The sequence below is a fragment of the Rhodopseudomonas palustris genome (assembly GCF_007005445.1).
In the GTDB taxonomy this organism is placed as follows: Bacteria; Pseudomonadota; Alphaproteobacteria; order Rhizobiales; family Xanthobacteraceae; genus Rhodopseudomonas; species Rhodopseudomonas palustris_G.
Window position 1 is genome coordinate 4,797,145 of sequence record NZ_CP041387.1, and the last position, 24,429, is coordinate 4,821,573.

Below are 24,429 nucleotides of genomic sequence, written 5' to 3' on the forward strand. Positions count from 1 at the left end.
GACGCTGCGCCCCAGCCCTTTTATAGGTCCGCGGTTCCTGAAAACGGACGAATGATGAAGCCCCGTGCCTGCTGGTGGGCCGGCGGGGGATGACAGAGGATTTTTCGCCATGTCCCGGCGCTGCGAACTGACCGCCAAGGGTGCCCAGGTCGGCCACAAGGTCAGCCATTCGAACATCAAGACCAAGCGGCGTTTCCTGCCCAACCTGGTCAACGTCACTTTCCAGTCGGATACGCTTGGTCGCTCGGTGCGGCTGCGTGTCTCGACCAACGCGCTGAAGAGCGTCGACCATCGCGGTGGCCTCGACGCCTATCTGCTGAAGGCCTCCGACGCCGAGTTGTCGCCGAAGGCGGTGGAGCTGAAGCGCGCGATCGCCAAGAAGACGGCTGCGGCGCCGGTTGCCGCGGCGAGCTGATCGCCGCTCGGCCAGCAGGATCGAATTTTTCTCTCGGCGGCCGGGTCGTTCGACCCGGCCGTTTTGTCGTGCGTCCGCGCCGGGTCACGAGCGCCTGCCCGAACCAAACCAGGGCAAGTCGCCACACGTGAGCCGCCCGGGATTGCGACCAAGAGTATACCTTCTTCCGAATCACGTATTTTCCCGAGGTGACTGGGCGGTCGGCGGATCGCACAACTTCTCACCGTCGGTCGGATCGCCCAACAGATCGCGTGCCGCAGCATAAGCCGCCGCCGACGCCTTGGTGCGCGCCGGTGCGGCCGCCTTCGCAGGGGCCTTCATGAAGCTGTCGACCCGGCTGACCCTCGCCATGGTTGCGCTGGTCCTGGTGACCACCGCGGTCCTCGGATTTCTCAATTATCAGAACGTGGTCGATCTGGTGGTGCCGCGGGCATTGATGCGGCTTCACACCCATGCACAGCTCAACGCGCTGCTGATCGAGACCTCGCTCAGAAGCACCCACGCGGACGCCGTCGGGGCGCAATCGTCCGCGTCGTTGCGGGACCTGTTGACGGCGCGGCGCGACAGTCTCCGAACCACCGGTCAGGAACCGCCGGATTGGCGTAAGCGGATCGAGGATCGGTTCGTCGGCGAAATGATTGCCAAGCCGAATTGCGCGATTCTACGCGTGATCAGTCCGGACGACGGGGGCCGTGAGCTGGTTCGGGTCGACCGGCTCGGTCCTGGCGGCGGCATTCGGGCGGTGCCGCCGGACGAGCTGACCCGCCGCGGCGACCGCGCATACTTCAAGGAAGGCATGGCGTTACCGCCGAACCGCGCTTCGATGTCCAGGGTCGAACTCAACAAGACCGCGACCGGGCTCGAAACCCCGCATGTGCCGACGGTGCGGACCATGGCGCCGATCGACGCCGCTGACGGCACCCGCCTCGGTCTTCTGGTGGTGAACACCGATTTGCGCGCGTTGCTGAACCGGATCCGCGAGAGCGCCGACGGCAGCAATATCATCTATGTCGTCAACAGCGACGGCGACTACTTGCTGCATCCCGACCGGTCGCGCGAGTTCGGCTTCGATCTCGGTCGGCGCAGCCGCATCCAGGACGACTTCCCGGGCCTGGCCGAGCGGCTGGTCGCCGGCGCCGAGCCGGCCCTGGTGACCGATCGCAATGGCGAACGGTTTGGAGCCGGCTGGGATTGGGCCCAGCTCCCGCAGGGCCCTCGCATCGCGGTTGTCGAACTCAGACCCTATTCGTCGCTGACCTCGGTGAAGACGGCGGTTCGCAATTCCACCATCGTCGGCGGCACGGTGGCGGTTCTGGTCGCGATGCTGATGGCGATCCCGCTGGCACGGTCGCTCACCCGGCCGCTGGTCCGGATCACCAATTCGATCGAGGCTTTCGCCAGCAATGGCGTGCCGGTCGAGGTGAAGTCCGGCGGTGGTCACGAAATCGACGTGCTGGCGGCCGCCTTCACCCGGATGGCATCCGAATCCCAGCGCAAGGCGGCGGCGCTCGCCCGAGAGGTCGAGGAGCGCAGCCGCATCGCCGATGTCCTGCAGAACACCATCGACAACATGGTCGATCCGGTGCTGGTCGCGGATGCCCGCGGCATGGTGATCCTGACCAATCCGGCCGCGCGCGAGATCTTTGGACAGTTGTCCGGCGTGGGCGTCCTCAACACGACCCGTTCGTTCGATCGGTTCGATGCCGACGGCAATCCGATGCCGCAGGACCAGTCGCCGCTGCTACGGGCCTATCGCGGAGAAACTATCGTCAACTTCGAATTCTCCGTGCGGCCGAACGGCTCCGGGCTGAGCTCCCATCTGATCGCCAACGGGCGACCGCTGCGCAGCGAAACCGGCGAAATCCAGGGCGCCGTGATGGTGTATCACGACATCACCAAGACCAAGAAGGCCGAGGACGCCTTGCGCCGCAGCCAGCAGATGGCGCGTGCGATCATCGACACCGCCCTCGACGCCTTCGTGCAGCTCGATGTGCAGGGGCGGATTACGGATTGGAGCCCGCATGCCGAGGCGCTGCTCGGCTGGAGCCGCGCGGAAGCGCTGGGCAAGGACTTGGGCGAACTGGTCCTGGCACCCGATCGGAGCAGCGAGATCAAGACCGGATATCGACGGTTCATCGACGCCATCGAGCACGATATGGGGGTCATCCACGGACACCGGATCGAGGTCGAGGCGCTGCGCCGTGACGGCTCGATGATCTCGCTGGAAGTGTCGATGGCGGCGCTGCCGGTCGAGGGACGGTTCGTCGTCAACGCGTTCATGCGCGACCTGACCGAGAAGATCGCGTTCGAGGAGCAGCTCCGGCAATCGCAGAAGATGGAGTCGATCGGCCAGTTGACCGGCGGCATTGCCCACGACTTCAACAACATGTTGACGGTGATCACCGGCACCATCGACATCATCAGCGACGGCGTCGCCGATCAGCCGCATCTGGCGGCGATCGCCAAGCTGATCAGCGAGGCCGCCGATCGTGGCTCCGAACTGACCCGGCTGCTGCTCGCCTTCGCCCGCAAGCAGCCGCTGCGGCCGGATGAAACCGACGTCAACGCGCTGCTCGCAGGATTGCAGAGCCTGCTGCGTCCGACGCTGGGCGAGCCGATCGAGGTCGAGACGATGCTCGCACCTGATACCTGGCCGATCTATGTCGATCGCGGTCAGCTCGAATCGGCGCTGGTCAATCTCGCCGTCAACGCCCGCGACGCGATGCCAAAGGGCGGCAAGCTCACGATCGAGAGCTGCAACGTCGTGGTGGATTCCGACCTCGGCAAGCGCCTCGGTGATCTGGCGCCTGATGACTATGTGATGATCGCGATCGCCGATACCGGGTCCGGCATTCCGGAGGCGATCCGCAGCAAGGTGTTCGATCCGTTCTTCACCACCAAGGAGGTCGGCAAGGGAACCGGCCTCGGCCTCAGCATGGTGTACGGCTTCATCAAGCAGTCCGGCGGACACATCACCCTGGACAGCGAGGAGGGGCAGGGCACGACGTTCCGCCTGTACCTGCCGCGCGCGCGCGCCGAGTCCGACATCGAGGCGGAGCCGGCGATCGAGCAGAGTGCTGTCGGCGGCACCGAGACCATTCTGGTGGTCGAAGACGACGCGATGGTGCGCAGCTACGTCAACGCCCAGCTCAAGAGCCTGGGCTACACTACGCTGTCGGTCGGCAATGCCACCGCGGCACTCTCGATCGGCGAAAGCGACACCGTGTTCGATCTGCTGTTCACCGACGTGGTGATGCCGGGGCCGATGAACGGCGTTCAGCTCGCTGCCGAAATGGCCAAGCTGCGTCCGGGGCTGAAGGTTCTCTACACCAGCGGCTATTCGGAGAATGCGCTGATTCACAACGACCGGATCGATTCCGACGTGCTGCTGCTGTCGAAGCCGTACCGGCGCAGCGATCTGGCGAGGATGATCCGCCGTGCGCTGGCGAACCACGAGGCCGAGCCGTCGCGGCCGCCGGTGGCTGCCGAACCGGCAATCGCCGGCAAGGTCGTCTCGGCGCGATCGGTTTAGCAGGCCGTCGAGGACAAGCTCGCTGACGGGGGGCCCTTGCTCTGGTTGCCGAGGGTGCGGCTGCCCTGAGGGAGGGATGATACGCAGTTGACCGCTCGAGTGCTCAGGGAGCGTTTCGAACGAGGTCGAAGCCGGCTCATGTGACGGAAATGCGTCAAACAAATAACTCTGGCCCCGGATCTGTCACGGTCAGAGCAGACTCGCGTGCGACGCCGCGCCCGCCGATCGCTCATTTCTGATCTGTGTCATCACGGCTTTGGCGCAAATCAGCTTTGATCGAGCTGATCGGTGCGAGCATACCCTGGGCGGGGTCGGAATGACGCAGGTGGTGTACGGGGTCTGGGACGGAGTTACCTACGACTCACGAGCCGACGAGGGTGGCGAGGCACGGGCCACGGACTACGCGTTGGCAAATTTCGATGAGTTCGACGACGGCAATGCGATCCGCGCCTTCATCGCCGACCGCGGGTTCTTCGTGTTCGACCCGACGGTGTCGCTGGTCGATGCACTCTATCACTACCTAAAGACCGTCGCCGAGCAGTCCTGCGGCGCCTGCACCCCCTGCCGGGTCGGCACGGTGTTGGTGCGGGATGCGCTGGACCAGATGCGCCGGGGGATGGATGCCGCGCTGACGCTCGACGACATCGTGATGCTCGGCGAGCAGATCCGGCAGACTTCGCTGTGTGGGCTGGGCCAGACCTGCGCGGTCGCGCTGCTGGCGGCGCTGCGGGAGTTTCGGCCGCGTGTCGAACGGGAGCTGGGCTCGCACCGGCCGATCCCGGCTCAGCACGGCATGGCCTACGTCACCGCACCGTGCATTGAGGCGTGCCCCTCCAAGATCAACGTGCCGCGCTACATCGACTACATCCGTGACGGCAAGCCCGAGAGCTCGCTCGGCGTCCTGCTGCAGAAATACCCGATGGCGGCGACCTGCGGCCGGGTCTGCGTGCGCTATTGCGAGCAGGCGTGCCGGCGTAAATTCGTCGACGAGGCGGTCGGCATCAAGACGCTGAAGCGCTACGTCGCCGACCAGCAGAGCGGTCCGCACGCGCTGAAATTCACCCGCGACATGATCCGCAAGCCGCTCGCCGACGGCATGCGGGTGGCGGTGGTCGGCGCCGGCCCGGCGGGAATCTCCTGCGCCTATCACCTGCTGCTGCGCGGCTATCACGTCGACGTCTTCGACAAAGCCAGCCAGGCCGGCGGCATGGCGCAGATCGGCATCCCGAGCTACCGGCTGCCCAAGGATACGCTGGCGCTGGAGACCGACATCATTGTCGACCTCGGCGGCCGGTTCCTGTTCGATCAGCGCCTCGGCCGCGACTTCTCGATCGACGATTTGTTCGCGCGCGGCTACCGCGCGGTGTTCCTCGGCCTCGGCTGTCAGCAGGGCGCCCGGCTCGGCGTTGCCGGCGAGGACAGTGCCTACGCCGGTTACTTCAGCGGCATCGATTTCCTGCTCAAGGTTCACGACCACGTCGACGGCATCGCGCCATTGGCGCTGAGCGGCGAAGTGGTGGTGGTCGGCGGCGGCAATGTCGCGATGGATTGCGTGCGGTCGGCGATCCGCCTCGGCGCCGACAAGGTCCACGTCGTCTATCGCCGCACCCTCGCCGACATGCCGGCCGACCCGGCCGAGATCGAGGCCGCCCGCGCTGAAGGCGTCGAGTTCCATGTCCTGAGCGCACCGGCCGAGATCGTCACCGAGCACGGCAAGGTCACCGGCGTGGTGCTGACGAAGATGCAGGCGAGTGAGCCCGATGCAGGCGGGCGGCGCTCGGTGAAGCCGATCCCGGGCAGCGAGACGGCGATGCGATGCGACGTGATGATCGCCGCGATCGGCCAGCAGGTCGAGGACGGGCCGCTGATCGAGAGCGACGGCATCGCGTTCGACCGCTGGCGCTGCGTCGCGACCGACCGGGTGCTCGCCACCTCGCGGCCCGGCGTGTTCGCCGGCGGCGATTGCGTCACCGGTCCGTCGACGCTGGTCTATGCGATGGCCGCCGGGCTGAAGGCGGCGCGCAACATCGATGACTGGATCCAGCGCGGCTCGGTGCGGTTCTTCAAGCGCTCGCGGATGCGCAAGCTGATCGCCGACAACCATATGATGGCCAACGAGATCGTGGCGGCCCCGGTGCGCAACGCCTATCGGGTGCACAATCCCGAAATCGATCCCGAGCTGCGCAAGCACATGTTCGGCGAGGTCGAGCAGACCATCGATGCCCGCGCCGCCTATGCGGAGACCCAGCGCTGCATGCGCTGTTATCGCGTCTATTCCGTCGTCACCAAGCATCCGATCCCGGAAGGAGCGGCTTGAAGCGATGTGCACGTCCGATCAAGTCAGCCAGTCCGCCCGCGATCCCAACGAAGCGACGATCTCGCTCTCGATCAACGGCGTCGCCTGCGCCGGCTTCGCCAACGAGACCATCCTGTCCTGCGCACGGCGCTACGACGTCTACATCCCGACGCTGTGCGAACTGGAGGACATCGATCACACCCCCGGCGCCTGCCGGGTCTGCCTGGTCGAGATCCTGCAGGCCGGCAAGGACACGCCGCAGATCGTCACCGCCTGCAATACGCCGGTGCGCGACGGCATGGAGGTGCAGACCCGCTCGAAGAAGGCGCGCGACATGCAGCGCCTGCAGGTCGAGCTCTTGATGGCCGACCATCTGCAGGATTGCGCCACCTGCATCCGCCACGGCAGTTGCGAGCTGCAGGATCTGGCGCAGTTCGTCGGGCTGCAGCAGAACCGGTTCTTCGACCGCGAGCGGACCGAGTCGCGCCCGGTCGATCAAAGCTCGCCAGCGATGGTGCGCGATATGCGGCGCTGCGTCCGCTGCCAGCGCTGCGTCGCGATCTGCCGCTATCACCAGAAGATCGACGCGCTGGCGATCGAAGGCAGCGGGCTGGAGCGGATGGTGGCGCTGCGCGACGCCGACGGCTACCCGAATTCGGTGTGCGTGTCCTGCGGCCAGTGCGTGCTGGTGTGCCCGACCGGTGCGCTCGGCGAGCGCGACGAGACCGACCGGGCGCTGGACTACATCTGTGATCCTAACGTCGTCACCGTGGTGCAGTTCGCGCCCGCCGTACGCGTGGCGTTCGGCGAAGAGTTCGGTCTGCCCGCCGGCACCAATGTCGAAGGCCAGATCATCGCCGCCTGCCGCAAGCTCGGCGTCGACGTCGTTCTCGACACCAACTTCGCCGCCGACGTGGTGATCATGGAGGAGGGCGCGGAGCTGCTGGCGCGGTTGAAGCAGGGGCGGCGGCCGACCTTCACGTCGTGCTGCCCGGCCTGGATCAACTTCGCCGAGATCCATTATCCGGACGTGCTGCCGCTGCTGTCCTCGACCAAGTCACCGCAGCAGGTGCTGTCGACGATCGCCAAGAGCTATCTGCCCGAACAGCTCGGTGTGCCCGCCGAGCGCATCCGGGTGATCTCGATCATGCCGTGCATCGCCAAGAAGGACGAGGCGGTTCGGCCGCAGATGGTTCATGACGGGTGGCCCGAAACCGACCTGGTGCTGACCACGCGCGAATTCGCCCGGCTGCTGCGGCGCGAGGGCATCGACCTGAAGGACCTGCCATCGTCGCAGTTCGATCGCCCGTTCCTCAGCGCCTATTCGGGTGCCGGTGCGATCTTCGGCACCACCGGCGGCGTGATGGAAGCGGCGGTACGGACCATCTACGCGCTGGTCAACGGCCGCGAGCTGGACCGGATCGAGCTGATGCAGCTCCGCGGCTTTGAAGGCCTGCGCGAGGCGAGTGTCGATCTCGGCGGCCCGGTCGGCGAGGTCAAGGTCGCGATGGTGCACGGCCTCGGAGATACCCGCCGGCTGGTGGAATCGGTGCTGAGCGGCGAGGCGAACTACGATTTCATCGAGGTGATGGCCTGCCCAGGCGGCTGCGTCGACGGCGGCGGATCGCTGCGTTCGAAGAAGCAGTATCTGCCGCTCGCGCTGAAGCGGCGCGAAACCATCTACAATGTCGACCGCGCCGCCAAGGTCCGGCAGTCGCACAAAAATCCCCAGGTCCAGGCGCTCTATCGCGAACTGCTGCAGGCGCCGAATTCCGAGATCGCGCACCGGCTGCTGCACACTCACTATGCCTCGCGCAAGCGGGAGCTGCAGCACACCGTCAAGGAGATCTGGGACGATCTCACCATGAGCACGATCCTGTACTGACGGGGGCTCGTGATGACTTCGCCTCAGCACCCGCTGGTCAATCGTCGCGAGGTCGTGTGCGGCCTGGCGGCGCTGCCGGCGCTGGACTTGACGCGGGCGTTCGCGGCCGAGCCGCTGACGCTGTGGGGGATTCCGGCGACGCCGTCGGCGCTGTTCGTCCGCGCGGTGACGTCGGAGCGGCTGCAACAGATCGCGCCCGGAACGCGCTTTCAGCTCTGGAAGAGCACCGACCAGATGCGCGCCGGCATCGCGTCCGGACAGTTCCGGCTGTTCGCGACCTCGACCTACGCGGCCGCCAATTTCTTCAATCGCGGCGCCGGGACGCGGATGCTGAACGTCGTTACCTGGGGCGTGCTCTACGTGATGGCCCGCGATCTGGCGATCACCTCCGTGGCCGATCTGGCGGGCCGCAGCATACTGTTGTCGAACAAGAACGAGGCGCCCGATCTGCTGTTCCGCATGGTGCTGCGCTGGGCCGGGCTCGATCCGGACCGCGACGTCCGCTGCGAATATGTCGGCTCGCCGGGCGAGGCGGTGCCGCTGTTTCTCGCCGGCCGCAGCGACGTCGCCGTGTTGCACGAGCCTGCCGCGACCACTGCGCTGCTCCGCGCCAGGCAGGACGGCAGGCCGGTGTATCGGGTGCTGGATATCGCCGAACTCTATGGTCGCCACACCGGGCGCGGGCCTCGGATTCCGCAAGTCGGCCTCGCGGTCAGCCCCGAGCTGTTGAACACTCAGCCCGAGGTCGTCGCCGCCGTGCAGGCCGCTTGCGTCGAAGCAAGTAACTGGATCGCCGCGCACCCCCGCGAGGCCGCAGAGCTGGCCGCGCCGGCGCTCGGCCTGTCCGCCGAAGTGATCGCGGCGTCGCTGCCGCATGTCCGCCTCGACGTCGTTCCGGCGCGACAGGCGCGTGACGACATCGAAGTGTACTTCAAGAACCTGATGGAGCTTGATCCCGGCATCGTCGGCGGCCGGCTGCCGGACGCGGCGTTCTATGCGGGGTAGCGCGCGGATCTCGTGGGCCTGGAGCCTGGTCGGCATCGTGCTGCTGCTTGCACTGTGGGAGGCAGGGCATCGCGCATATGGGCCGCTGATACTGCCCAGCCTCGGCGACACCGCAGCCACGCTGTGGCGGATGATCCGCGCCGGGCAGGTCGGGCCGGCGCTGCTCGAGACCGCCGGCAATGCCGGGGTCGGCTGGATCATCGGCGTGCTGATCGGCTCGTGTGCCGGGATGCTCGCGGGTCTGCGCGAGGAGGCGCAGCGTGCGCTGCAGCCGGTCGCGATCATCCTGCTCGGGGTGCCGGCGATCGCCTGGGTGGTGATGGCGCTGCTGTGGTTCGGTGGCCGCTGGGCGGTGGTGGTGACGGTCGCCGCCGCCACCGGTCCAATGCTGTTCGCCGCGGCGCTGGAGGGCGTGCGCAGTCTCGACGGCACGCTGGCCCGGATGGCGCAGGTGTACCAGGTGCCGCTGTCGGCGCGGTTGACCGAGGTGTATGGGCCGCAACTGCTGAGCCATCTGTTCCCCGCGCTGGTCACCACGCTGGCGATGTCCTGGAAGGTCGCGGTGATGGCCGAGCTGCTCGCCGGCGCCGGCGGGATAGGCGATGGTCTGGCCACCGCGCGCGCCCATGTCGACACCGCAGAGACCATGGCCTGGGTGGTGGTCGTGGTCGGCGTGCTGATCGTGGTCGATGCCAGCGTGCTGCAGCCGTTGCAACGCCGGCTGTGGCTATGGCGCGACGAGGAGCGGAGCGGTCGCCGATGAGCGGGCCGCTGCTGCAGTTCCGCGGCGTGCAGTTCGGCTATCAGGCGCCGGTGCTGCGCGGCATTGATTTCGACGTCGAGGCAGGCTCGATCACCGCGGTGATGGGGCCGTCCGGAAGCGGCAAGAGCACGCTGCTGGCGCTCGCCGCCGGGCTCTTGATGCCGGACGCCGGCGCGGTGCACCGCCGCAGCACGCGGCTCGGCATGGTGTTTCAGGATCCCGCGTTGCTGCCATGGCGCAACGCGCTCGACAACGTGGCGCTTCCGCTGATCGCGCTCGGCCTGCAGAAGCGCGAGCGCGGCGACCGCGCACGGGCGATGCTCGCGAATGTCGGCCTCTCCGGCGACGATGCCGGTAAGTATCCGCGCCAGCTCTCCGGCGGGATGCGGCAGCGCGTGGCGCTGGCGCGGGCGCTGGTGGTCGAGCCGGATCTGCTCCTCTGCGATGAGCCGTTCAGCGCGCTCGATGCGCTGGTGCGAGCCGAGCTGTGGCGGATCCTGCGCGGCATCCATGCGCGCAGCGGCCTGACGATGCTGATCGTCACCCACGACGGCCCTGAGGCGATGCAATGCGATCGTCTCGCTATCCTGTCTGCGGGCCACATCGAGCAATTCGGCACACCGGCCGAGATCGCGCACCATCCCGTCAGCGACGTGGTGCGAACCTTCGTGGCCGCATCGACAGAGCGTTGACGCCGCCGCCGTCTCACTCGCGCGGCGGCGAGTGCGCGCCATTGGCGAGGAAGAACAGTTCGACCAGCCGCCCCTTCTTGCCGGCCAGCGCGAAGATGCACTCCGGCGATTCGGCGTCGAGCTCGGCGATTGGCACCTTGGCGATGCGGTCGACTCTGCTCGAGCCGTGCTCCCACATGAAGCCGACGCCGAGATGGTTGGCGACTGCCTCCAGCATGCCCTCGCGGGTGTTGACCACGATCGACGGGACCGGACGCAGGCCGGCAGTGCGGAATGCACGATCGACGGCGCGCTGGGTCGAGGAATCGCGGGTGCGGAACACCAGCGGATAGCGCATCAGTTCGGCGATCGTGACCTGCGGTTTCTTCTTCAGGGGATGGCTCGGATGGCACAGCGCCATGACGCGCTGCTCCAGGCAGATCTCGCGGCGGAAGCGGCGGTCGGCCGGCACGTCCGGCAGCACGCCGATGTCGACGCGCTGATCGACCACCGCGGCGACGATCGCCGACCAGCTTCCGATTTCGATCGCGATCTGCACCTTGGGGTACATCTGCTTGAAGGTTGCGATCAGCGCCATGCCGGGCATCGAGTTGCCGAGCCCGACGCGGAGTTCGCCGCCGGCCAGCTCCTCGCGCTGCGACAGGATCGATAGCGCGTCGGTCTCGATCGCCTGCATCCGGCTGGTGGCGCCGTAGAGCTGCCGGCACAGCGAGGTCGGAATCAGGTTGGCGCCGTGGCGCTCGAACAGCGCCACGCCGAATTCGCCTTCGAGTTCGCGCACCGATTGTGCCACCGCCGATTGCGTCACGCCGATCCGCCGCGCTGCGGCTGCAAAGCTGCCGGCATCGAACACGGCGTTGACGGCGCGCACCCGCGCCGAAGTCAGGGCCATCGGGCTCGTTGCTCCGCCTCACCAGGAAACCTGGTGAAAGCCATAAGCAAAGCTGGCGACCGTTATGTGACTGTCAGACGCCGCCCGTAACCCTGTGCCGCATCGCAACCAGGTCAGGGGACAGGTGATGGCGAAGATCGAGCTCAGCGCGATCCGCAAATCGTTCGGCGACACCGAAGTCCTGAAGGGCGTCGATCTGTCGATCCACGACGGCGAGTTCGTGTCGCTGGTCGGCCCGAGCGGATGCGGCAAGTCGACACTGCTGCGGGTGATCGCCGGGCTGGAGCCGCAGAGCTCCGGCGAAGTGAAGATCGGCGGCGTCGCGGTCGATCACATCCGGCCGAGTTCGCGCAATCTCGCGATGGTGTTTCAATCCTACGCGCTGTACCCGCATCTGTCGGTGTTCGACAACATCGCGGTGCCGCTGCGGATGAAGCGGTTGTCGGCACTGGAGCGCGCGCCGCTGCTGGGCCGGCTGCTGCCGAACCGTTACCATGTCGAGCGCGGCATCCGTGCCGATGTCGAGCGCGTCGCGTCGCAGCTCGAAATCTCGCCGCTTCTGGCCCGCAAGCCCGGGCAGCTCTCCGGTGGTCAGCGCCAGCGTGTTGCGGTCGGCCGGGCGCTGGTACGCGAGCCGGTCGGCTTCCTGTTCGACGAGCCGCTGTCCAACCTCGACGCCAAACTCCGGGTGCATATGCGCGCCGAGATCGCGCAGCTGCATCGCCGGCTGAAAGCGACTTTCGTCTACGTCACGCACGATCAGGCCGAGGCAATGACGATGTCCGGCCGGATCGCCGTGATGATCGGCGGCGAACTGGTTCAGGTCGGCACGCCGGCTGACGTCTACGACAATCCGCGCGACATCCGGGTTGCCGAGTTCATCGGCAGCCCGAAGATCAACGTGCTGCCCGGCGCGGTGCAGGCGGACGGCCGCATCGTGATGCTCGATCGCGTGCTGGCAGCGCGTGCCGCGGCGAGCGGCGGGCCCTGCCGCGTCGCGGTCCGCCCGGAGCGGATCAGTCTCGGCGGCGGCGATCTGTCCGGCGTCGTGGTGCATGTCGAGAACATGGGGGCCGAAGCCTTCGTGCATCTCGGCTGCGAAGGGCTGACCGATCCGTTGGTGATCCGGCTCGACGATCCGCTTCGGCTTCCTCCTTTCGGCAGCACCCAGCGGTTCGGCTTCGCGCCCGAGGCGATCCGGCTGTTCGACGCCGCCGGCAAGAGGATCACGGTCCGGGCCGAGGCATCGGTCGAGACGATCCGGGAGGTCGCCCATGTCTGAGGTCACCATGTCCGACGCCGCCGTCGCGCTGCGCGATCTCGACGCGCCTGTAACTGTGCGCGCTTTGACCAAGCCGCGTCGCCGTAGTCGCGGCACCGTCGCCTACGGTCTGGTCGCACCGGCGTTCACGCTGATGATGTTGATGCTGCTGGGGCCGCTCGCCGGCGTGATCGCGCTGTCGTTCACCGATTATCAGCTCGGCGCACCGTCGTTCGCCTGGATCGGCCTTGCCAATTATCAGCAACTGTTCGCCGACCGGGTGTTCTGGATCTCGCTCACCAACACGCTGACTTACGCGGTGATCGTGGTGCCGGGCTCGGTCGCGCTCGGCCTCGGCGTGGCGATGCTGATCGAGAGCGGCACGCGCTTTCGCAGCTTCTATCGCACCATCTACTTCCTGCCGGTGATGGCGACCCTGATCGCGATGGCGATCGTGTGGGAGTTCATGCTGCATCCGCAGTTCGGTCTGGTGAACGGGCTTATCAAGATGGTCGGCTTCGCGCCGCATCCGTGGCTGCAGGATCGCGGCACCGCGCTGTACGCGCTGTGTGTGATCGGGATCTGGCAGGCGGTCGGCTTCAACATGGTGCTGTTCCTGGCCGGGCTGATGTCGATCCCGAAGCATCTCTATGACGCTGCCGAGATCGATGGCGCCGCGAGTGCGTGGTCGCGGTTCCGGCTGGTAACGTGGCCGATGCTCGGACCGGTGACGCTGTTTGTGGTGGTGATCACCGGCATCCGGTCGTTTCAGGTGTTCGACACCGTCCACGTCCTCACCAAGGGCGGGCCGTCGAAGTCCACCGAGGTGCTGATCCACACCATGTACATGGAAGGCTTCGAGTTCTTCCGCTCCGGCTACGCCGCCGCGGTGACGGTGGTGTTCCTCGGCCTGGTGCTGTTGCTGACCCTGGTGAAGTCGCGGCTCGCCGCCAAGCAGGTGCACTACGCATGATCGCCGCGCGACGAAGCCTGATCCGCTCCAGCCTCCGCCACGCCGCTCTGATGTTCGGCGCGGTGCTGATGCTGGCGCCGTTCGTCTGGATGCTATCGACCGCGTCGAAGCCACCGGACGAAATCTACTCCAGCGATCTGCATCTGATCCCGCATCATTTCGCGCTGTGGGACAATCTGCGCATCGCGTTCGGCAAGGCTGATCTCGGTCGCTTCCTGCTCAACGGCGTGATCGTCACGGTGTCGATCTTCGCGCTGCAGGTGCTGATCGCGCTGCCGGCCGCCTATGCGCTCGCCAAGCTGCGTTTTGTCGGGCGCAAGACGCTGTTCGCGCTGGTTTTGTTCGGCATCCTGATCCCGCCGCAGGCGACCGCGATCCCGGTGTTCCTGCTGCTGCATCAGCTCGGCGCGCTCGACAGCTACGCGGCACTGGTGTTGCCGTTCACCATCTCGGTGTTCGGCATCTTTCTGATGCGGCAGTTCTTCATGACCGTGCCGGACGATCTGCTCGACGCCGCGCGGATGGACGGGATGTCGGAGTTCGCGATCGTCTGGCGGGTGATGCTGCCGACCGCGATTCCCGCGGTCACCGCGTTCGGCATCTTCTCGGTGGTGGCGCACTGGAACGATTATTTCTGGCCGCTGATCGTGCTCAACAGCCAGCAATATTACACGCCGCCGCTCGCGGTCGCGCATTTCCGCAACGCCGAGGCCGGCACCAGCTACGGCCCGCTGATGGCCGCCGCGATCGTGATCATCACCCCGCTCGTCGTCGCCTTCCTGCTCGCGCAGCGCCGCTTCATCGAAGGCATCACTTTGACCGGACTCAAGTAATCCAACCCAACAGGAGATCGACATGCTGAAGAGATGGTTCGCCGCAGCCGCGATGACGCTGGTTGCGGGTATCGCCCACGCCCAGCAGCAGACCGAAGTAGTGCTGCAGTTCCCGTATCCGGAGCTGTTCACCGAGACCCATAAGCGGATCGCCGAAGAATTCGCCAAGGTGCATCCGGAGATCAAGGTCAGCTTCCGTGCGCCTTACGAGTCGTATGAAGAGGCTACCCAGAAGGTGCTGCGCGAGGCGGTGACCAATCAGTTGCCCGACGTTACCTTCCAGGGCCTGAACCGCATCCGCGTGCTGGTCGACAAGAACATCCCGGCGCCGCTCGACGGCTACATCGCGGCCGAGAAGGACTTCGACAAGCAGGGCTTCCACCAGGCGATGTACGATATCGGTACCGCCAGCGGCAAAGTCTATGCGCTGCCGTTCGCGATCTCGCTGCCGATCGTCTACGTCAATCTCGACCTGGTGAAAAAGGCCGGCGGCGATGTGAACAACCTGCCGACCACCTGGGACGGCCTGCTCGACCTCGCCAAGAAGGTCAAGGCGCTCGGCCCCGACTCCAACGGCATCACCTACGCCTGGGACATCACCGGCAACTGGCTGTGGCAGGCGCCGGTGTTCGCGCGCGGCGGCACCATGCTCAATGCCGACGAGACCAAGGTGGCGTTCGACGGCCCCGAAGGCCAGTTCGCGATGCGCACCATCGCCCGCCTGGTCACCGAGGGCGGCATGCCGAATCTCGACCAGCCGTCGATGCGCGCCACCTTCGCGGCCGGCAAGACCGGGATCCACATCACCTCGACCTCCGACCTGAAGAAGACCACCGACATGATCGGCGGAAAGTTCGCGCTGAAGACGATCGCGTTCCCGGACGTCGTCAAGCCGAACGGCCGGCTGCCGGCCGGCGGCAACGTCGTGCTGATCACCGCGAAGGACAAGGCCAAGCGCGACGCCGCCTGGCAAGTGGTGAAGTTCTGGACCGGCCCGAAGGGCGCGGCGATCATGGCCGAGACCACCGGCTACATGCCGCCCAACAAGGTCGCCAATGACGTCTATCTGAAGGACTTCTACGCCAACAACCCGAACAACTACACTGCCGTCAGCCAACTTGCGCTACTGACCAAGTGGTATGCGTTCCCCGGCGACAACGGCCTGAAGATCACCGACGTGATCAAGGATCATCTCAACTCGATCGTCTCCGGCGCGCGCGCCAAGGAGCCGGATGCGGTGCTGGCCGACATGACCCGCGACGTCCAGAACCTGCTGCCGAAGACCGTCGGCGCCGCCAAGTAACGAAAGAACCTCCCGGCGACGGAGCGCTTGCCGCGCTCCGTCGCGTCACGTTCTGGAGCGGGCCATGAAACTGATCCATCTCAGCGACATCCACCTCACCACGGCGGGCGCGACGATCGGCGGCCGCAATCCGCGGCTGAATTTCGAGCGGGCGCTGACCCATATCTTGCGCGACCATCACGATGCCGAACTGATGGTGATCACCGGCGATCTGTCGGATTGGGGCGACGCTGACGACTATCGCTGGCTGAAGGCGCAGCTTGACGCGTTTCCGATTCCGGTGCGGCTGTGCATTGGCAATCACGATTCCCGCGAGAATTTCCTCAGCGTGTTTCCGGACTATGCCGACGAGCATGGCCTGGCGCAGGGCGTGGTCGATACGCCGGCCGGTCGGTGCCTGCTGCTCGACACGGCCGAGGCCGGCACCCATGCGGGGCGCTATTGCGACACGCGCAGGGCGTGGCTGACCCGGCAGCTCGCCGAACATCCCGGGCCGTTCCTGCTGTTCATGCATCACAATCCGATGCCGACGCATCTCGGCCCGATGGACCAGATCGGGCTGCTGGACGAGGGCGCGTTTCGCCAGATCGTCGGCCGGCACCGCGACCGCATCCGCCACATCTTCTTCGGCCATTGCCATCTGCCGCTGGCCGGCTCGGTCGCCGGCGTGCCGGTCAGCTCGCTGCGCGGCACCAACCATGCCAGCTATCCGCTGTTCTCCGAGCGCCGGCTGCTGAGCGCTTCCGACCTGCCGGAGTCCTACGGCGTGGTGTTCTTCGGCGACGACTACGTCACCGTCCACATGGTCGAGTTCGGCTACACCGGCGAGGTCCGGGTCGAGGGCTCGCCCGACTACAGCGCCTGGAACAGGGAGACCATGCTGCGATGAAGTTCGTCGTTCTCACCGATACGCATTTCGTCGCCCGCGGCCGCCGCATCTACGGGCTCGATCCGGCCGAACGGCTCACCGCCGCGGTGGCGCGGATCAACCGTGAGCATCCCGACATCGCCTTCGTGATCGTCACCGGAGATCTGGCGCATTGGGGCGAGGAGCCGGCTTACGACAATCTGGCTTCGGTGCTGGCGGGATTGCGCGCGCCGACGATCCTGATGATGGGCAATCACGACAAGCGCGAGGCCTTCGCCAAGTTTTTTCCCGGCGTGCCGCGCGATACGAACGGCTTCGTGCACACCGTGCAGGTGTTCGAGGCGGCGACGATCGTCACGCTGGACACGCTGAATGAAGCCGCGCCGAACCACGAGGGCCTGCTGTGCGAGGCGCGGCTGGCGTTCCTCGAACACGCGCTGGCGGAAGCGCCGGCCGACCGGCCGCTGCTGCTGTTCCAGCATCACCCGCCGTTCGACACCGGCTTGCGCTACATGGATACGATCCGTCTCGCCAATCCGGATGCAGAGTGGGAGGTGATCGCCCGCACTCGCAAGCCGGACTATCTGTTCATGGGGCATCTGCACCGGCCGATCTCGGGCGTGTGGCGCGGCATCCCGTATCACATCCAGCGCGGGCTGGCGCATCAGGTCGCGTTCGATCTCGTCGCCGAGGGCCACATCCCGGGCTCGCACGAGCCGCCGGACTACGCCCATGTCAGCGTCGAGGCGGATCGCATCGTCATCCACCAGTGCTCGTTCATGTATGACGGGCCGTTGTTCTCGCTGCACGACAGTGTTGCGCTGCACCGCGCCTCGTTCTGACGTGCCTCAGCGGGCCGTGAGGTTTCGCGCAGCTTCCAGATGCGGCGCCAGCAGCTCCATTACCACCCGGCGCTTGTCGCGCATGATCTCGGGCTCGCCCATCTGGCCGACTTCGTGCAGCCAGGTGCCGCACCACTGGAACGGCCCGTCATAGGTCGCGAGGCCCTCGCGGTACGGCACGAAGCGCGACGGGGATTGCTGGAGCTTGGCGAGGTCGAGCTTGCTGTACAGCGGACCCCAGTTGCCGCCGCCGGTATCGAGGCCGAGAAACCAGTCCTGGCCGAAGTCGAGCGGCAGGTCGCGCACCGCGGCAAACCGCATCATGGTGAAGCCGGCCCACAGAAACCAGCGCTCGCTCGGCGGTTCGGTGGTGCGGACGTAGCCATAGACGTTCTGGGTGGCGAGCGGCGCGAACGGATCGTCCGGCGCGGTCGGAAACAGATCGTGGTCGAGCAGGCCGAACATCTCCGGCGCGCCCGGCCGGATGATGTTGTGCCAGATCCAGTTCAGCACGATGCCGTGCGAACGGCTGCTTTTCTGCCACGGATTCTCCGGCGCGCGCAGATACGGCACGCCGTGGTCGCCGGCGATCCGTTCGATCTCGGCGGCGCGGTCGTCGTCGGGCGAATTGTCGACCACGACGTACAACGCATCCGGCACGAACAGCCGGATCAGCGGGATCTGCAGATCGATCGCCTGCGGGTCCTGATATGCCACGGTGAACAGCGCGCGCCGGCCGATGATCACCTTCGCCACCGCGGCAGGATCGCCGAGCTTGGCGGGCTGCCTCCGGTAGCGCCGGTCGATCCGGTTGTAGCGGGCGGTTTTCAGTCCCTGCGACAGCGGCCGCAGCCGCTTCCAGTCGGAGAGGGTGTAGTCGGAGAGCTTCTTCGGCACAGTGCGGTCTCGCTTCAGGCAGAGGCTGTCGCGGCTTGGGCGCGGGTCCAAACTTCGGTGCAGACCATCTCGCCGCAGGTACTCAACGCCGCATCGCGCGCGAAGCCCTGCGCGCCGAGATGCAGGCGCAATCCGTGAATCACGCCGGGGTCGACTCCGGCAAGATGAAATTCGGCAATCACAGCGCGCAGATGCTGCATCGGACAGGCCGGCAGGATGTCGACCTCCATGCCTTCGGCGTCCAGGACCAGCACGGTCGGGTCGCAGGTCGCGATCACTTCCGCGATCGCCCGGACCGGAACCTCGACAGTGGTTCGATGGCTGCCGCCGATCGCCGCACCGAGCCAGCTTCCCTCGCCGATCGCCAGCCTCGCGGTGCCGGCCTGCGAGCCGACCGCAGCGCGCTCCAGCCTCACCGGCAGGCGGTTGAGGGTGAAATTGTCGGACGCGACCGCCGCCGCCGCAGGGTTCGGCTCGAACGCGACGACGTTGGCGGCGCCGACGATCCGCGCCGCTGTCAACGACACCACGCCCATGCAGGCACCGATCTCGACGATGCGGTCGCCGGGCCGGACCACGGCCTTGACGGCAGCGCGTTCGGGAGCCTCGTAATCGCCGGACAGCAGGGCATGGATCATGCCTTTCGGCACGCCGTGGCGGTAGCCGACCAGCGTCAAGCCGTCGAACGGCACCGTGCGCGCCCGGAACAGGCGGCGCAACCGGGTGCGCAGGCGATCGAGCAGAGCGGTCAAGACAGTCGTCCTCGCTGAACCTGGCAGCCCCCGCTGCCGAAATCAGCAGCTTATGCTGGATCAGGCAAGTCCGCCGGGAGCATCGGATCGGTTGCAACCGGCAGCAATCGGCGATCCCCCGCATGGATCGCCACGCCCTCAAAGGATACGGCTGAAACGGTCAGGGATGTCAGCAGCGGTGCCCCGCCCACAAGCTGGGCTGGCGTGCTCGAAGTGGGCTTCGGATACCGCAAAGCGGTATGTTCACGGAAAAGTTGCGATTCTTCCAGGTTCCTGTCGCGCAGTAATGCGAATCCGTTGCATTCGTGATTGACAATTTCTGCATTGCGATAGACTAAAGTTCGTAGTGCGGAGCCCTCGCTGCGGGGCTCTGCGCGAGGGCGTTCTCGGTCCTCGTCCCAGATGGCAGCGATCCAGTCAAAGGAGCAGCGCCGTGAACTTCCTGGTCAAAGCCTTCTACCAAATCCCTGTGATCGGCTGGCTGGTGAAGGACGCCAAGCATGGCAGCCCGGAGGCGCCGTATTTCTTCCTGTTCAACGCCGTGGTCGTGGGTGCTGCGTTGATCTACGTGTTCGGCTATCCGCTGGTGATCACCGTGGCGGTGGCCGGCGCGTTCGCCGGAATCGCCGGCCTGGTGGTGCTGACCGCCGGCGATGCTTTCGACAAGCGAGCCTCGCAGCCCGCGACCGACGTCCGCCGCGCCAAGCCGGCGACGGTGCGCCCTCTGAAGAAAGCCGCCTGATCGGCTCACGGCTTCTCCGGCAGAGTGATGCCGGTTCGGTTTTGATGACAAAAATCCCGGCAGGTCAGACCTGTCGGGATTTTTTCGTGGCGGTTCGGTTCGGTTTCGGCCTCGCCTCCGGCCGGCAAGCACCACCCTTAAGGCTTACGCCGCTTCGTCGCGGTAGTGATACCAGCGATACAGCATGCGCTGGCCGATCCGGCGGAACGGCGAGAAGGTGTGGGTCGGCAGCGGCGAGGTGAAGATCGGCAGATCCTGACCCTTGAAGCGCTGTCCGGCGATCATCTGCGCCATGCGCCGCCCGGCCTGCGCCGAATACGACACGCCGTTGCCGCCGTAGCCGAGTGCGTAGACCAGCTTCTGCGACGGGTCGGGCTGGAAAATTCGTGGCATCATGTCGTGGCTGACGTCGACCCAGCCCCACCAGGAGTAATCGATCTCGATACCCTGCAGCACCGGAAACTTGCGGTGCAGGCCGTCGATCAGGAGCTGCAGGTGCTTGGGATGATCCGCATCGGCGCCGGTGATCGACGAGCGGCTGCCGATCTGGATGCGGTTGTCCGGCAGCAGCCGGTAGTAGTAGCGCAGCGTGCGGGTATCGGTCAGCACCAGCTTGGTCTTGAAGCCGGTGGCTTCGAGTTCGGCCGGAGTCAGCGGCCGGGTGACGATCGAGTTCGACAGGATCGGCATGCACCTGCCGCGCAGCAGCGGCGTCAGGCCGGGCGCCGTATAGGCGCCGGTGGCGATGCCGACCGCGCGCGCCTTCACGGTGCCGCCCGGAGTGCGCAGATAGTACGCGCCGCCCCGCTCGGTGATCTCGATCACAGGGCTGCCCGGATGCACGGTGGCGCCGAGCTCGCGCGCCATCTGCTGATAGCCGAAGGCGAGCTTGGCCGGATGCACGCCGGTGCCGCGCGGCTCCAGCGTGGCGCCGACAGCTTCGGCTTCGTTGAGGTAATCGCTGCGGAGCTGATCGGCCGAGATCACCTTGGTCGGTTCGCCGAACACCTCGCTCAGCACCTTGGCCTCGGCGGAGATCTTCTCGAAATTGCGCTGCCGATGCGCGATGTAGAGATGTCCGCCGCGCTGCGGCTCGCAGTCGATCGGGCTTTGCCGGATCAGTTCCTCGAAGGTTTCGAAGCCGTCGCTGACTTCGGCGTGCAGTTTCAGCGCGACATCGCGGCCCCAGCGCGCGATCCATTGCGAGCGCGTCAACCGGCCGGCGGCGTTCTGGCCCTGGCCGCCATTGCGCGTGCTGCAGCCCCACGCGACACGGTTGGCTTCGAGGACAGCAGCCTTGATGCCGTGCTCGCGGGCCAGGAACACCGCAGACGCGAGCCCCGTGAAACCCGAGCCGACGATCGCGACATCGACGTCGGTGTCGCGGCTGATCGGCCCGTCGTCTTCGGGGAGCGGACCGCAATTTGCGGTCCAGTAGGTCGGCGCGTAGTCGCGGTTGCGGCCGGGGCCTTCGCTGACGAGAGGGTCGTAGTGCGGATCGTAGGCGGCGAGCGGCGGAGTCTTCACGGGCTTGTTCATGCCGATGCCCCCGTCGCCGGCAGCACCGGGCGATCCTTGCGGAACGCACTCTTGGTGCAGATCTTGTCGCCGCGGAAGCCGAACAGATCGACGCCTTCGGCCTCGATCCTGCTGCCGTCCTTGGTGGTGGCGCGGAAGATCCATTCGGAGATGCCGCGGTCGCCGAACACGGCGTGGCGGGTGCACTCCCAGCTCACATCCGGGAACGTGGCGAACGTCGTCTCGAACGCGGCGCGGACATCGGCCGTGCCGACGATATGGCGACCGCAAGCCTCGGGGCCGGCCGCGGCATCGAACACGATGTCGTCGGTCATCGCGGCCATCACCGCAGCGCCGTCGTGGCGGTTGAACGCATCGAAGAGCTGATGCAGCGTCTGCAATCGCTGAGTATCGAGATCGGACATGTCGATTCCATCATGGTGGGCGCGCGAGCGTGACCGTGATTGACGCGGGCACACCGGCAGCTTCGTGCGAAGCGTGTCACGAGCTGCGGCCGGTGCCTTAGAACCAGATGGCGCGGTCTCGGCGGACCAGACGCGAAGCACTAGCGTCTGGCCCAATGGCTTGGATCGTCCTGGACCTTCGCGGCGGGCGCGGGATCGCCAAGGTGATGCGATGATCAACATCGCCACCCGCATCGATCCCGCCATCGCCCCCGCCGTGTCGGAGGTGATCTCGCAACTTCAGGCCCGTCACCTGATCGGCAACGCCTTGGTGCCGTCCGTCGCCGGCGCCACGCTCGACGTCGTCGATCCCGCGACCGGGCAAGTGATCGGCAAGGCGCCGGCCGCAACCGGCGACGATGTCGCCCGTGCGGTTGCGGCTGCGTCGGCCGCGTTTCCCGGCTGGGCCGCGACGCCGGCGCGGCAGCGCGGCAAGCTGATAGCGGCTGCGGCACGCGCCATCGCCGAGCAGAGCGACGTCATCGCCACAGTGCTGGCGCTCGAAACCGGCAAGGCGATCCGGACCGAATGCCGCGGCGAGGTCGCGACCGCGGTCGATATCACCACGATGTATGCGGGCCTCGCTTCGGAGCTGAAGGGCGAGACGCTGCCGTTCGATCCGCAGATTCTCACCTACACCAGCCGCGAGCCGCTCGGCGTCGTCGCCGCGATCCTGCCGTGGAACGTGCCGCTGGTGCTGATGATGCTGAAGATCGCCCCGGCTCTGGTGGCGGGCAACACCGTGGTGGTGAAAGCCTCCGAAGAGGCGCCGTATGCGACTATCGAAATGGCGCGGCTGATGGCGAAATTGCTGCCGGACGGCGTGCTCAACGTGATCTGCGGCACCGGCCGTGACTGCGGCGCGGCGCTGGTCGAGCATCCGGCGGTCGCCAAGGTCACGTTCACCGGCTCGCAGGCGGTCGGCGAGCTGATCTATCAGATGGCGGCCAAGAAGATCATTCCGGTCAGCCTCGAGCTCGGCGGCAAGAGCCCGATGATCGTCTATCCCGACGCCGACATGGCGCGTGTCGTCGCCGGTGCGATCGCCGGCATGCGGTTCACCCGTCAGGGCCAGAGCTGCACCGCGGCGAGCCGGATCTACGTTCACACAAAGCTGATCGACGCTTTCGTGGCGGCGCTGCGCGAAGCGGTGAGCAAGCTGAAGATCGGCGATCCGCTGGACGAGGCCACCGATATCGGCACGGTGATCTCGCAGCGGCAGAAGGCCAAGGTCGAGTCCTACATCGATCTCGGCGCGCGCACCGCCGGCGCCAAGGTCGACCGCTGCGGCGAACTACCGGGTGCGGCGCATCTGAAGGACGGCTTGTTCCTGCAGCCGACCATCATCACCGGCGTGCCGGAGGATTCGCCGCTGATGCGCGAAGAGATCTTCGGACCGGTAGTCTGCGTGCAGCCGTGGAACGACGAGGACGACGTCATCGCGCGCGCCAACGACAGCGACTTCGGACTGGCCGCGACGGTGTGGACCAACGATCTGCGCAGCGCGCTACGCACGGTGCAGCGGCTCGACGCCGGCTACGTCCAGGTCAATCAGAACCTCACCATCCAGCCGAATCTGAGCTATGGCGGCTTCCGCAAGTCGGGCCTCGGCAAGGAGGCGTCGCTGGAGGCGATGCTCGAGCACTTCACCAAGAAGAAGACAGTCGTCATCGATATGCGGTAACGACGGCGATGCACGAGCTGATCGCCGAGGCGTCTGCGAGTTTCCTGTCCACGCTGCCGTCGCCGATGGCGATCGCCGGCGTGCTCAGCGCGGTCCTGGCGGCCGCGCTGCTGCGCGGCTTCACCGGGTTCGGCTTCGCGCTCGCCGCCGTGCCGCTGATGGGCATGTTCATGCCGCCGGCCAAAGCGGTCCCGGTCGCCGTGCTGCTGCAACTGCTCGGCGGGCTCAATGATCTCCGCCGCAATCATCGCGACTGTCACTGGGCGTCGCTGCGCTGGCTGATCGTCGGCGCGGTGATCGGCTCGCCGATCGGGGCGCTGGCGCTCAGCGTTGCGCCGGCGCCGGTGGCGCGGATCGTGATCGCGACCATTACGGCGGCGGCGGTGGTGGTACTCGGTCGTGGCTTTGCCATCGAGAATATCCCGTCGCCACCTGTGACCACCGGCGTCGGGATGCTGTGCGGTCTGTTCAACGGCCTCGCCGCGATGCCGAGCCCGCCGGCGATCGTTTACTACATGTCGGGGCCGTTCCGCGCGGTCGCGGTGCGGGCCTCGCTGCTGGTGTTCTTTCTTGCGACCTCGATCGCCGGTTTCACCAGCATTGCGCTGGTCGGCCTCGCCACCGTGAACGTGCTGTGGCTGGCCGCGATGGCGCTGCCGGTGATGGTGTTCGGCACCTGGATCGGGGAGCAGGGCTTTCGCCGCGGCAGCGAGCGGCTGCATCGCCGGGTCTCGATCGCCAGCCTCGGCGCCGTCGCACTGCTCAGTGCCGCGAAGGGGCTGTCCGAGCTGTTGTGAGGCAGGCGCCTCTCC

The 24,429-nt window shown here is 66.6% G+C and carries 22 protein-coding genes; 16 read left to right on the plus strand and 6 right to left on the minus strand.

Going from position 1 to position 24,429, the window contains the following annotated elements; all coding sequences use genetic code 11:
• Positions 1-109 precede the first annotated feature (109 nt).
• A complete protein-coding gene (rpmB, locus tag FLL57_RS22140; RefSeq protein WP_013499976.1) occupies positions 110-415 on the plus strand; it encodes a 50S ribosomal protein L28 in 306 nt (101 codons plus the stop codon).
• A gap of 171 nt (positions 416-586) precedes the next feature.
• Here rpmB and FLL57_RS23425 read toward each other — a convergent pair whose 3' ends face one another.
• Positions 587-736, minus strand: a complete 150-nt coding sequence (locus FLL57_RS23425) for a hypothetical protein (protein ID WP_155413361.1) — start codon at positions 734-736, stop codon at positions 587-589.
• On the opposite strand from FLL57_RS23425, the gene FLL57_RS22145 reads away from it, so the two are divergent.
• The 6 genes from FLL57_RS22145 (at position 735) to FLL57_RS22170 (ending at position 10,588) form a co-directional block, all read left to right on the plus strand.
• The gene (locus tag FLL57_RS22145; RefSeq protein WP_142884030.1) at positions 735-3,947 is read left to right on the plus strand and encodes a PAS domain S-box protein; all 3,213 of its coding nucleotides are present in this window, start codon (positions 735-737) and stop codon (positions 3,945-3,947) included. The two genes, FLL57_RS23425 and FLL57_RS22145, sit on opposite strands and share 2 nt — an antisense overlap.
• A 316-nt stretch (positions 3,948-4,263) precedes the next feature.
• The gene (locus FLL57_RS22150; protein WP_142884031.1) at positions 4,264-6,264 is read left to right on the plus strand and encodes an FAD-dependent oxidoreductase; all 2,001 of its coding nucleotides are present in this window, start codon (positions 4,264-4,266) and stop codon (positions 6,262-6,264) included.
• Between the two features lie 4 nt (positions 6,265-6,268).
• Positions 6,269-8,128, plus strand: coding sequence for a 2Fe-2S iron-sulfur cluster binding domain-containing protein (locus FLL57_RS22155; RefSeq protein WP_142884032.1), 1,860 nt, complete (start codon positions 6,269-6,271; stop codon positions 8,126-8,128).
• A 12-nt stretch (positions 8,129-8,140) separates the two neighbouring features.
• On the plus strand, positions 8,141-9,133 hold the full coding sequence (locus FLL57_RS22160; RefSeq protein ID WP_142884033.1) for an ABC transporter substrate-binding protein: 993 nt from the start codon (positions 8,141-8,143) through the stop codon (positions 9,131-9,133).
• Positions 9,123-9,896, plus strand: coding sequence for an ABC transporter permease (locus tag FLL57_RS22165; RefSeq protein WP_142884034.1), 774 nt, complete (start codon positions 9,123-9,125; stop codon positions 9,894-9,896). The genes FLL57_RS22160 and FLL57_RS22165 overlap by 11 nt, the downstream gene beginning before the upstream one ends.
• Positions 9,893-10,588, plus strand: a complete 696-nt coding sequence (locus FLL57_RS22170) for an ABC transporter ATP-binding protein (protein WP_142884035.1) — start codon at positions 9,893-9,895, stop codon at positions 10,586-10,588. The genes FLL57_RS22165 and FLL57_RS22170 overlap by 4 nt, the downstream gene beginning before the upstream one ends.
• A 13-nt stretch (positions 10,589-10,601) precedes the next feature.
• Here FLL57_RS22170 and FLL57_RS22175 read toward each other — a convergent pair whose 3' ends face one another.
• Positions 10,602-11,480, minus strand: a complete 879-nt coding sequence (locus tag FLL57_RS22175; RefSeq protein ID WP_142884036.1) for a LysR family transcriptional regulator — start codon at positions 11,478-11,480, stop codon at positions 10,602-10,604.
• Positions 11,481-11,607: 127 nt separating this feature from the next.
• Here FLL57_RS22175 and FLL57_RS22180 point away from each other — a divergent pair, with 127 nt between their 5' ends.
• From FLL57_RS22180 to FLL57_RS22205, 6 genes are all read left to right on the plus strand, one after another.
• Positions 11,608-12,762 (plus strand): ABC transporter ATP-binding protein, encoded by a 1,155-nt coding sequence (locus FLL57_RS22180; RefSeq protein WP_142884037.1) that lies wholly within the window; start codon positions 11,608-11,610, stop codon positions 12,760-12,762.
• Positions 12,755-13,714, plus strand: a complete 960-nt coding sequence (locus FLL57_RS22185) for a carbohydrate ABC transporter permease (RefSeq protein ID WP_013499967.1) — start codon at positions 12,755-12,757, stop codon at positions 13,712-13,714. The genes FLL57_RS22180 and FLL57_RS22185 overlap by 8 nt, the downstream gene beginning before the upstream one ends.
• Positions 13,711-14,547 carry a carbohydrate ABC transporter permease gene (locus tag FLL57_RS22190; RefSeq protein ID WP_047310126.1) on the plus strand — a complete coding sequence of 279 codons (837 nt, stop codon included), beginning with the start codon at positions 13,711-13,713 and terminating at the stop codon, positions 14,545-14,547. Before FLL57_RS22185 ends, FLL57_RS22190 begins: the two co-directional genes overlap by 4 nt.
• 22 nt (positions 14,548-14,569) lie before the next feature.
• Positions 14,570-15,850 carry an ABC transporter substrate-binding protein gene (locus FLL57_RS22195; RefSeq protein ID WP_142884038.1) on the plus strand — a complete coding sequence of 427 codons (1,281 nt, stop codon included), beginning with the start codon at positions 14,570-14,572 and terminating at the stop codon, positions 15,848-15,850.
• A 64-nt stretch (positions 15,851-15,914) separates the two neighbouring features.
• Entirely contained in the window at positions 15,915-16,739 is an 825-nt protein-coding gene (locus FLL57_RS22200) for a phosphodiesterase (RefSeq protein WP_142884039.1), read from the plus strand.
• Complete coding sequence (locus FLL57_RS22205) at positions 16,736-17,560, plus strand: phosphodiesterase (protein WP_142884040.1); 825 nt, start codon at positions 16,736-16,738, stop codon at positions 17,558-17,560. Before FLL57_RS22200 ends, FLL57_RS22205 begins: the two co-directional genes overlap by 4 nt.
• Positions 17,561-17,566: 6 nt before the next feature.
• Here FLL57_RS22205 and FLL57_RS22210 read toward each other — a convergent pair whose 3' ends face one another.
• Entirely contained in the window at positions 17,567-18,457 is an 891-nt protein-coding gene (locus FLL57_RS22210; RefSeq protein ID WP_142884041.1) for a hypothetical protein, read from the minus strand.
• A 14-nt stretch (positions 18,458-18,471) separates the two neighbouring features.
• A complete protein-coding gene (locus FLL57_RS22215; protein ID WP_013499959.1) occupies positions 18,472-19,209 on the minus strand; it encodes an FkbM family methyltransferase in 738 nt (245 codons plus the stop codon).
• Between the two features lie 433 nt (positions 19,210-19,642).
• Here FLL57_RS22215 and FLL57_RS22220 point away from each other — a divergent pair, with 433 nt between their 5' ends.
• Positions 19,643-19,951, plus strand: coding sequence for a hypothetical protein (locus tag FLL57_RS22220; RefSeq protein ID WP_013499958.1), 309 nt, complete (start codon positions 19,643-19,645; stop codon positions 19,949-19,951).
• A gap of 144 nt (positions 19,952-20,095) precedes the next feature.
• Here FLL57_RS22220 and FLL57_RS22225 read toward each other — a convergent pair whose 3' ends face one another.
• Together FLL57_RS22225 and FLL57_RS22230 are read right to left on the minus strand one after the other, a co-directional pair.
• On the minus strand, positions 20,096-21,490 hold the full coding sequence (locus FLL57_RS22225; protein WP_142884042.1) for an NAD(P)/FAD-dependent oxidoreductase: 1,395 nt from the start codon (positions 21,488-21,490) through the stop codon (positions 20,096-20,098).
• Positions 21,487-21,894, minus strand: coding sequence for a nuclear transport factor 2 family protein (locus FLL57_RS22230; RefSeq protein ID WP_142884043.1), 408 nt, complete (start codon positions 21,892-21,894; stop codon positions 21,487-21,489). The genes FLL57_RS22225 and FLL57_RS22230 overlap by 4 nt, the downstream gene beginning before the upstream one ends.
• Before the next feature lie 211 nt (positions 21,895-22,105).
• Here FLL57_RS22230 and FLL57_RS22235 point away from each other — a divergent pair, with 211 nt between their 5' ends.
• Together FLL57_RS22235 and FLL57_RS22240 are read left to right on the plus strand one after the other, a co-directional pair.
• Positions 22,106-23,617, plus strand: coding sequence for an aldehyde dehydrogenase family protein (locus tag FLL57_RS22235; RefSeq protein ID WP_142884044.1), 1,512 nt, complete (start codon positions 22,106-22,108; stop codon positions 23,615-23,617).
• Positions 23,618-23,625: 8 nt separating this feature from the next.
• A complete protein-coding gene (locus FLL57_RS22240) occupies positions 23,626-24,414 on the plus strand; it encodes a sulfite exporter TauE/SafE family protein (RefSeq protein WP_142884045.1) in 789 nt (262 codons plus the stop codon).
• Positions 24,415-24,429 lie beyond the last annotated feature (15 nt).

Coding starts and splice junctions, on each gene's coding strand:
- rpmB (WP_013499976.1), top strand. CDS start 110: ATGTCCCGGCGCTGCGAACTGACCGCCAAGGGTGCCCAGGTCGGCCAC.
- FLL57_RS22145 (WP_142884030.1), top strand. CDS start 735: ATGAAGCTGTCGACCCGGCTGACCCTCGCCATGGTTGCGCTGGTCCTG.
- FLL57_RS23425 (WP_155413361.1), bottom strand. CDS start 736: ATGAAGGCCCCTGCGAAGGCGGCCGCACCGGCGCGCACCAAGGCGTCG.
- FLL57_RS22150 (WP_142884031.1), top strand. CDS start 4,264: ATGACGCAGGTGGTGTACGGGGTCTGGGACGGAGTTACCTACGACTCA.
- FLL57_RS22155 (WP_142884032.1), top strand. CDS start 6,269: ATGTGCACGTCCGATCAAGTCAGCCAGTCCGCCCGCGATCCCAACGAA.
- FLL57_RS22160 (WP_142884033.1), top strand. CDS start 8,141: ATGACTTCGCCTCAGCACCCGCTGGTCAATCGTCGCGAGGTCGTGTGC.
- FLL57_RS22165 (WP_142884034.1), top strand. CDS start 9,123: ATGCGGGGTAGCGCGCGGATCTCGTGGGCCTGGAGCCTGGTCGGCATC.
- FLL57_RS22170 (WP_142884035.1), top strand. CDS start 9,893: ATGAGCGGGCCGCTGCTGCAGTTCCGCGGCGTGCAGTTCGGCTATCAG.
- FLL57_RS22175 (WP_142884036.1), bottom strand. CDS start 11,480: ATGGCCCTGACTTCGGCGCGGGTGCGCGCCGTCAACGCCGTGTTCGAT.
- FLL57_RS22180 (WP_142884037.1), top strand. CDS start 11,608: ATGGCGAAGATCGAGCTCAGCGCGATCCGCAAATCGTTCGGCGACACC.
- FLL57_RS22185 (WP_013499967.1), top strand. CDS start 12,755: ATGTCTGAGGTCACCATGTCCGACGCCGCCGTCGCGCTGCGCGATCTC.
- FLL57_RS22190 (WP_047310126.1), top strand. CDS start 13,711: ATGATCGCCGCGCGACGAAGCCTGATCCGCTCCAGCCTCCGCCACGCC.
- FLL57_RS22195 (WP_142884038.1), top strand. CDS start 14,570: ATGCTGAAGAGATGGTTCGCCGCAGCCGCGATGACGCTGGTTGCGGGT.
- FLL57_RS22200 (WP_142884039.1), top strand. CDS start 15,915: ATGAAACTGATCCATCTCAGCGACATCCACCTCACCACGGCGGGCGCG.
- FLL57_RS22205 (WP_142884040.1), top strand. CDS start 16,736: ATGAAGTTCGTCGTTCTCACCGATACGCATTTCGTCGCCCGCGGCCGC.
- FLL57_RS22225 (WP_142884042.1), bottom strand. CDS start 21,490: ATGAACAAGCCCGTGAAGACTCCGCCGCTCGCCGCCTACGATCCGCAC.
- FLL57_RS22230 (WP_142884043.1), bottom strand. CDS start 21,894: ATGTCCGATCTCGATACTCAGCGATTGCAGACGCTGCATCAGCTCTTC.
- FLL57_RS22235 (WP_142884044.1), top strand. CDS start 22,106: ATGATCAACATCGCCACCCGCATCGATCCCGCCATCGCCCCCGCCGTG.
- FLL57_RS22240 (WP_142884045.1), top strand. CDS start 23,626: ATGCACGAGCTGATCGCCGAGGCGTCTGCGAGTTTCCTGTCCACGCTG.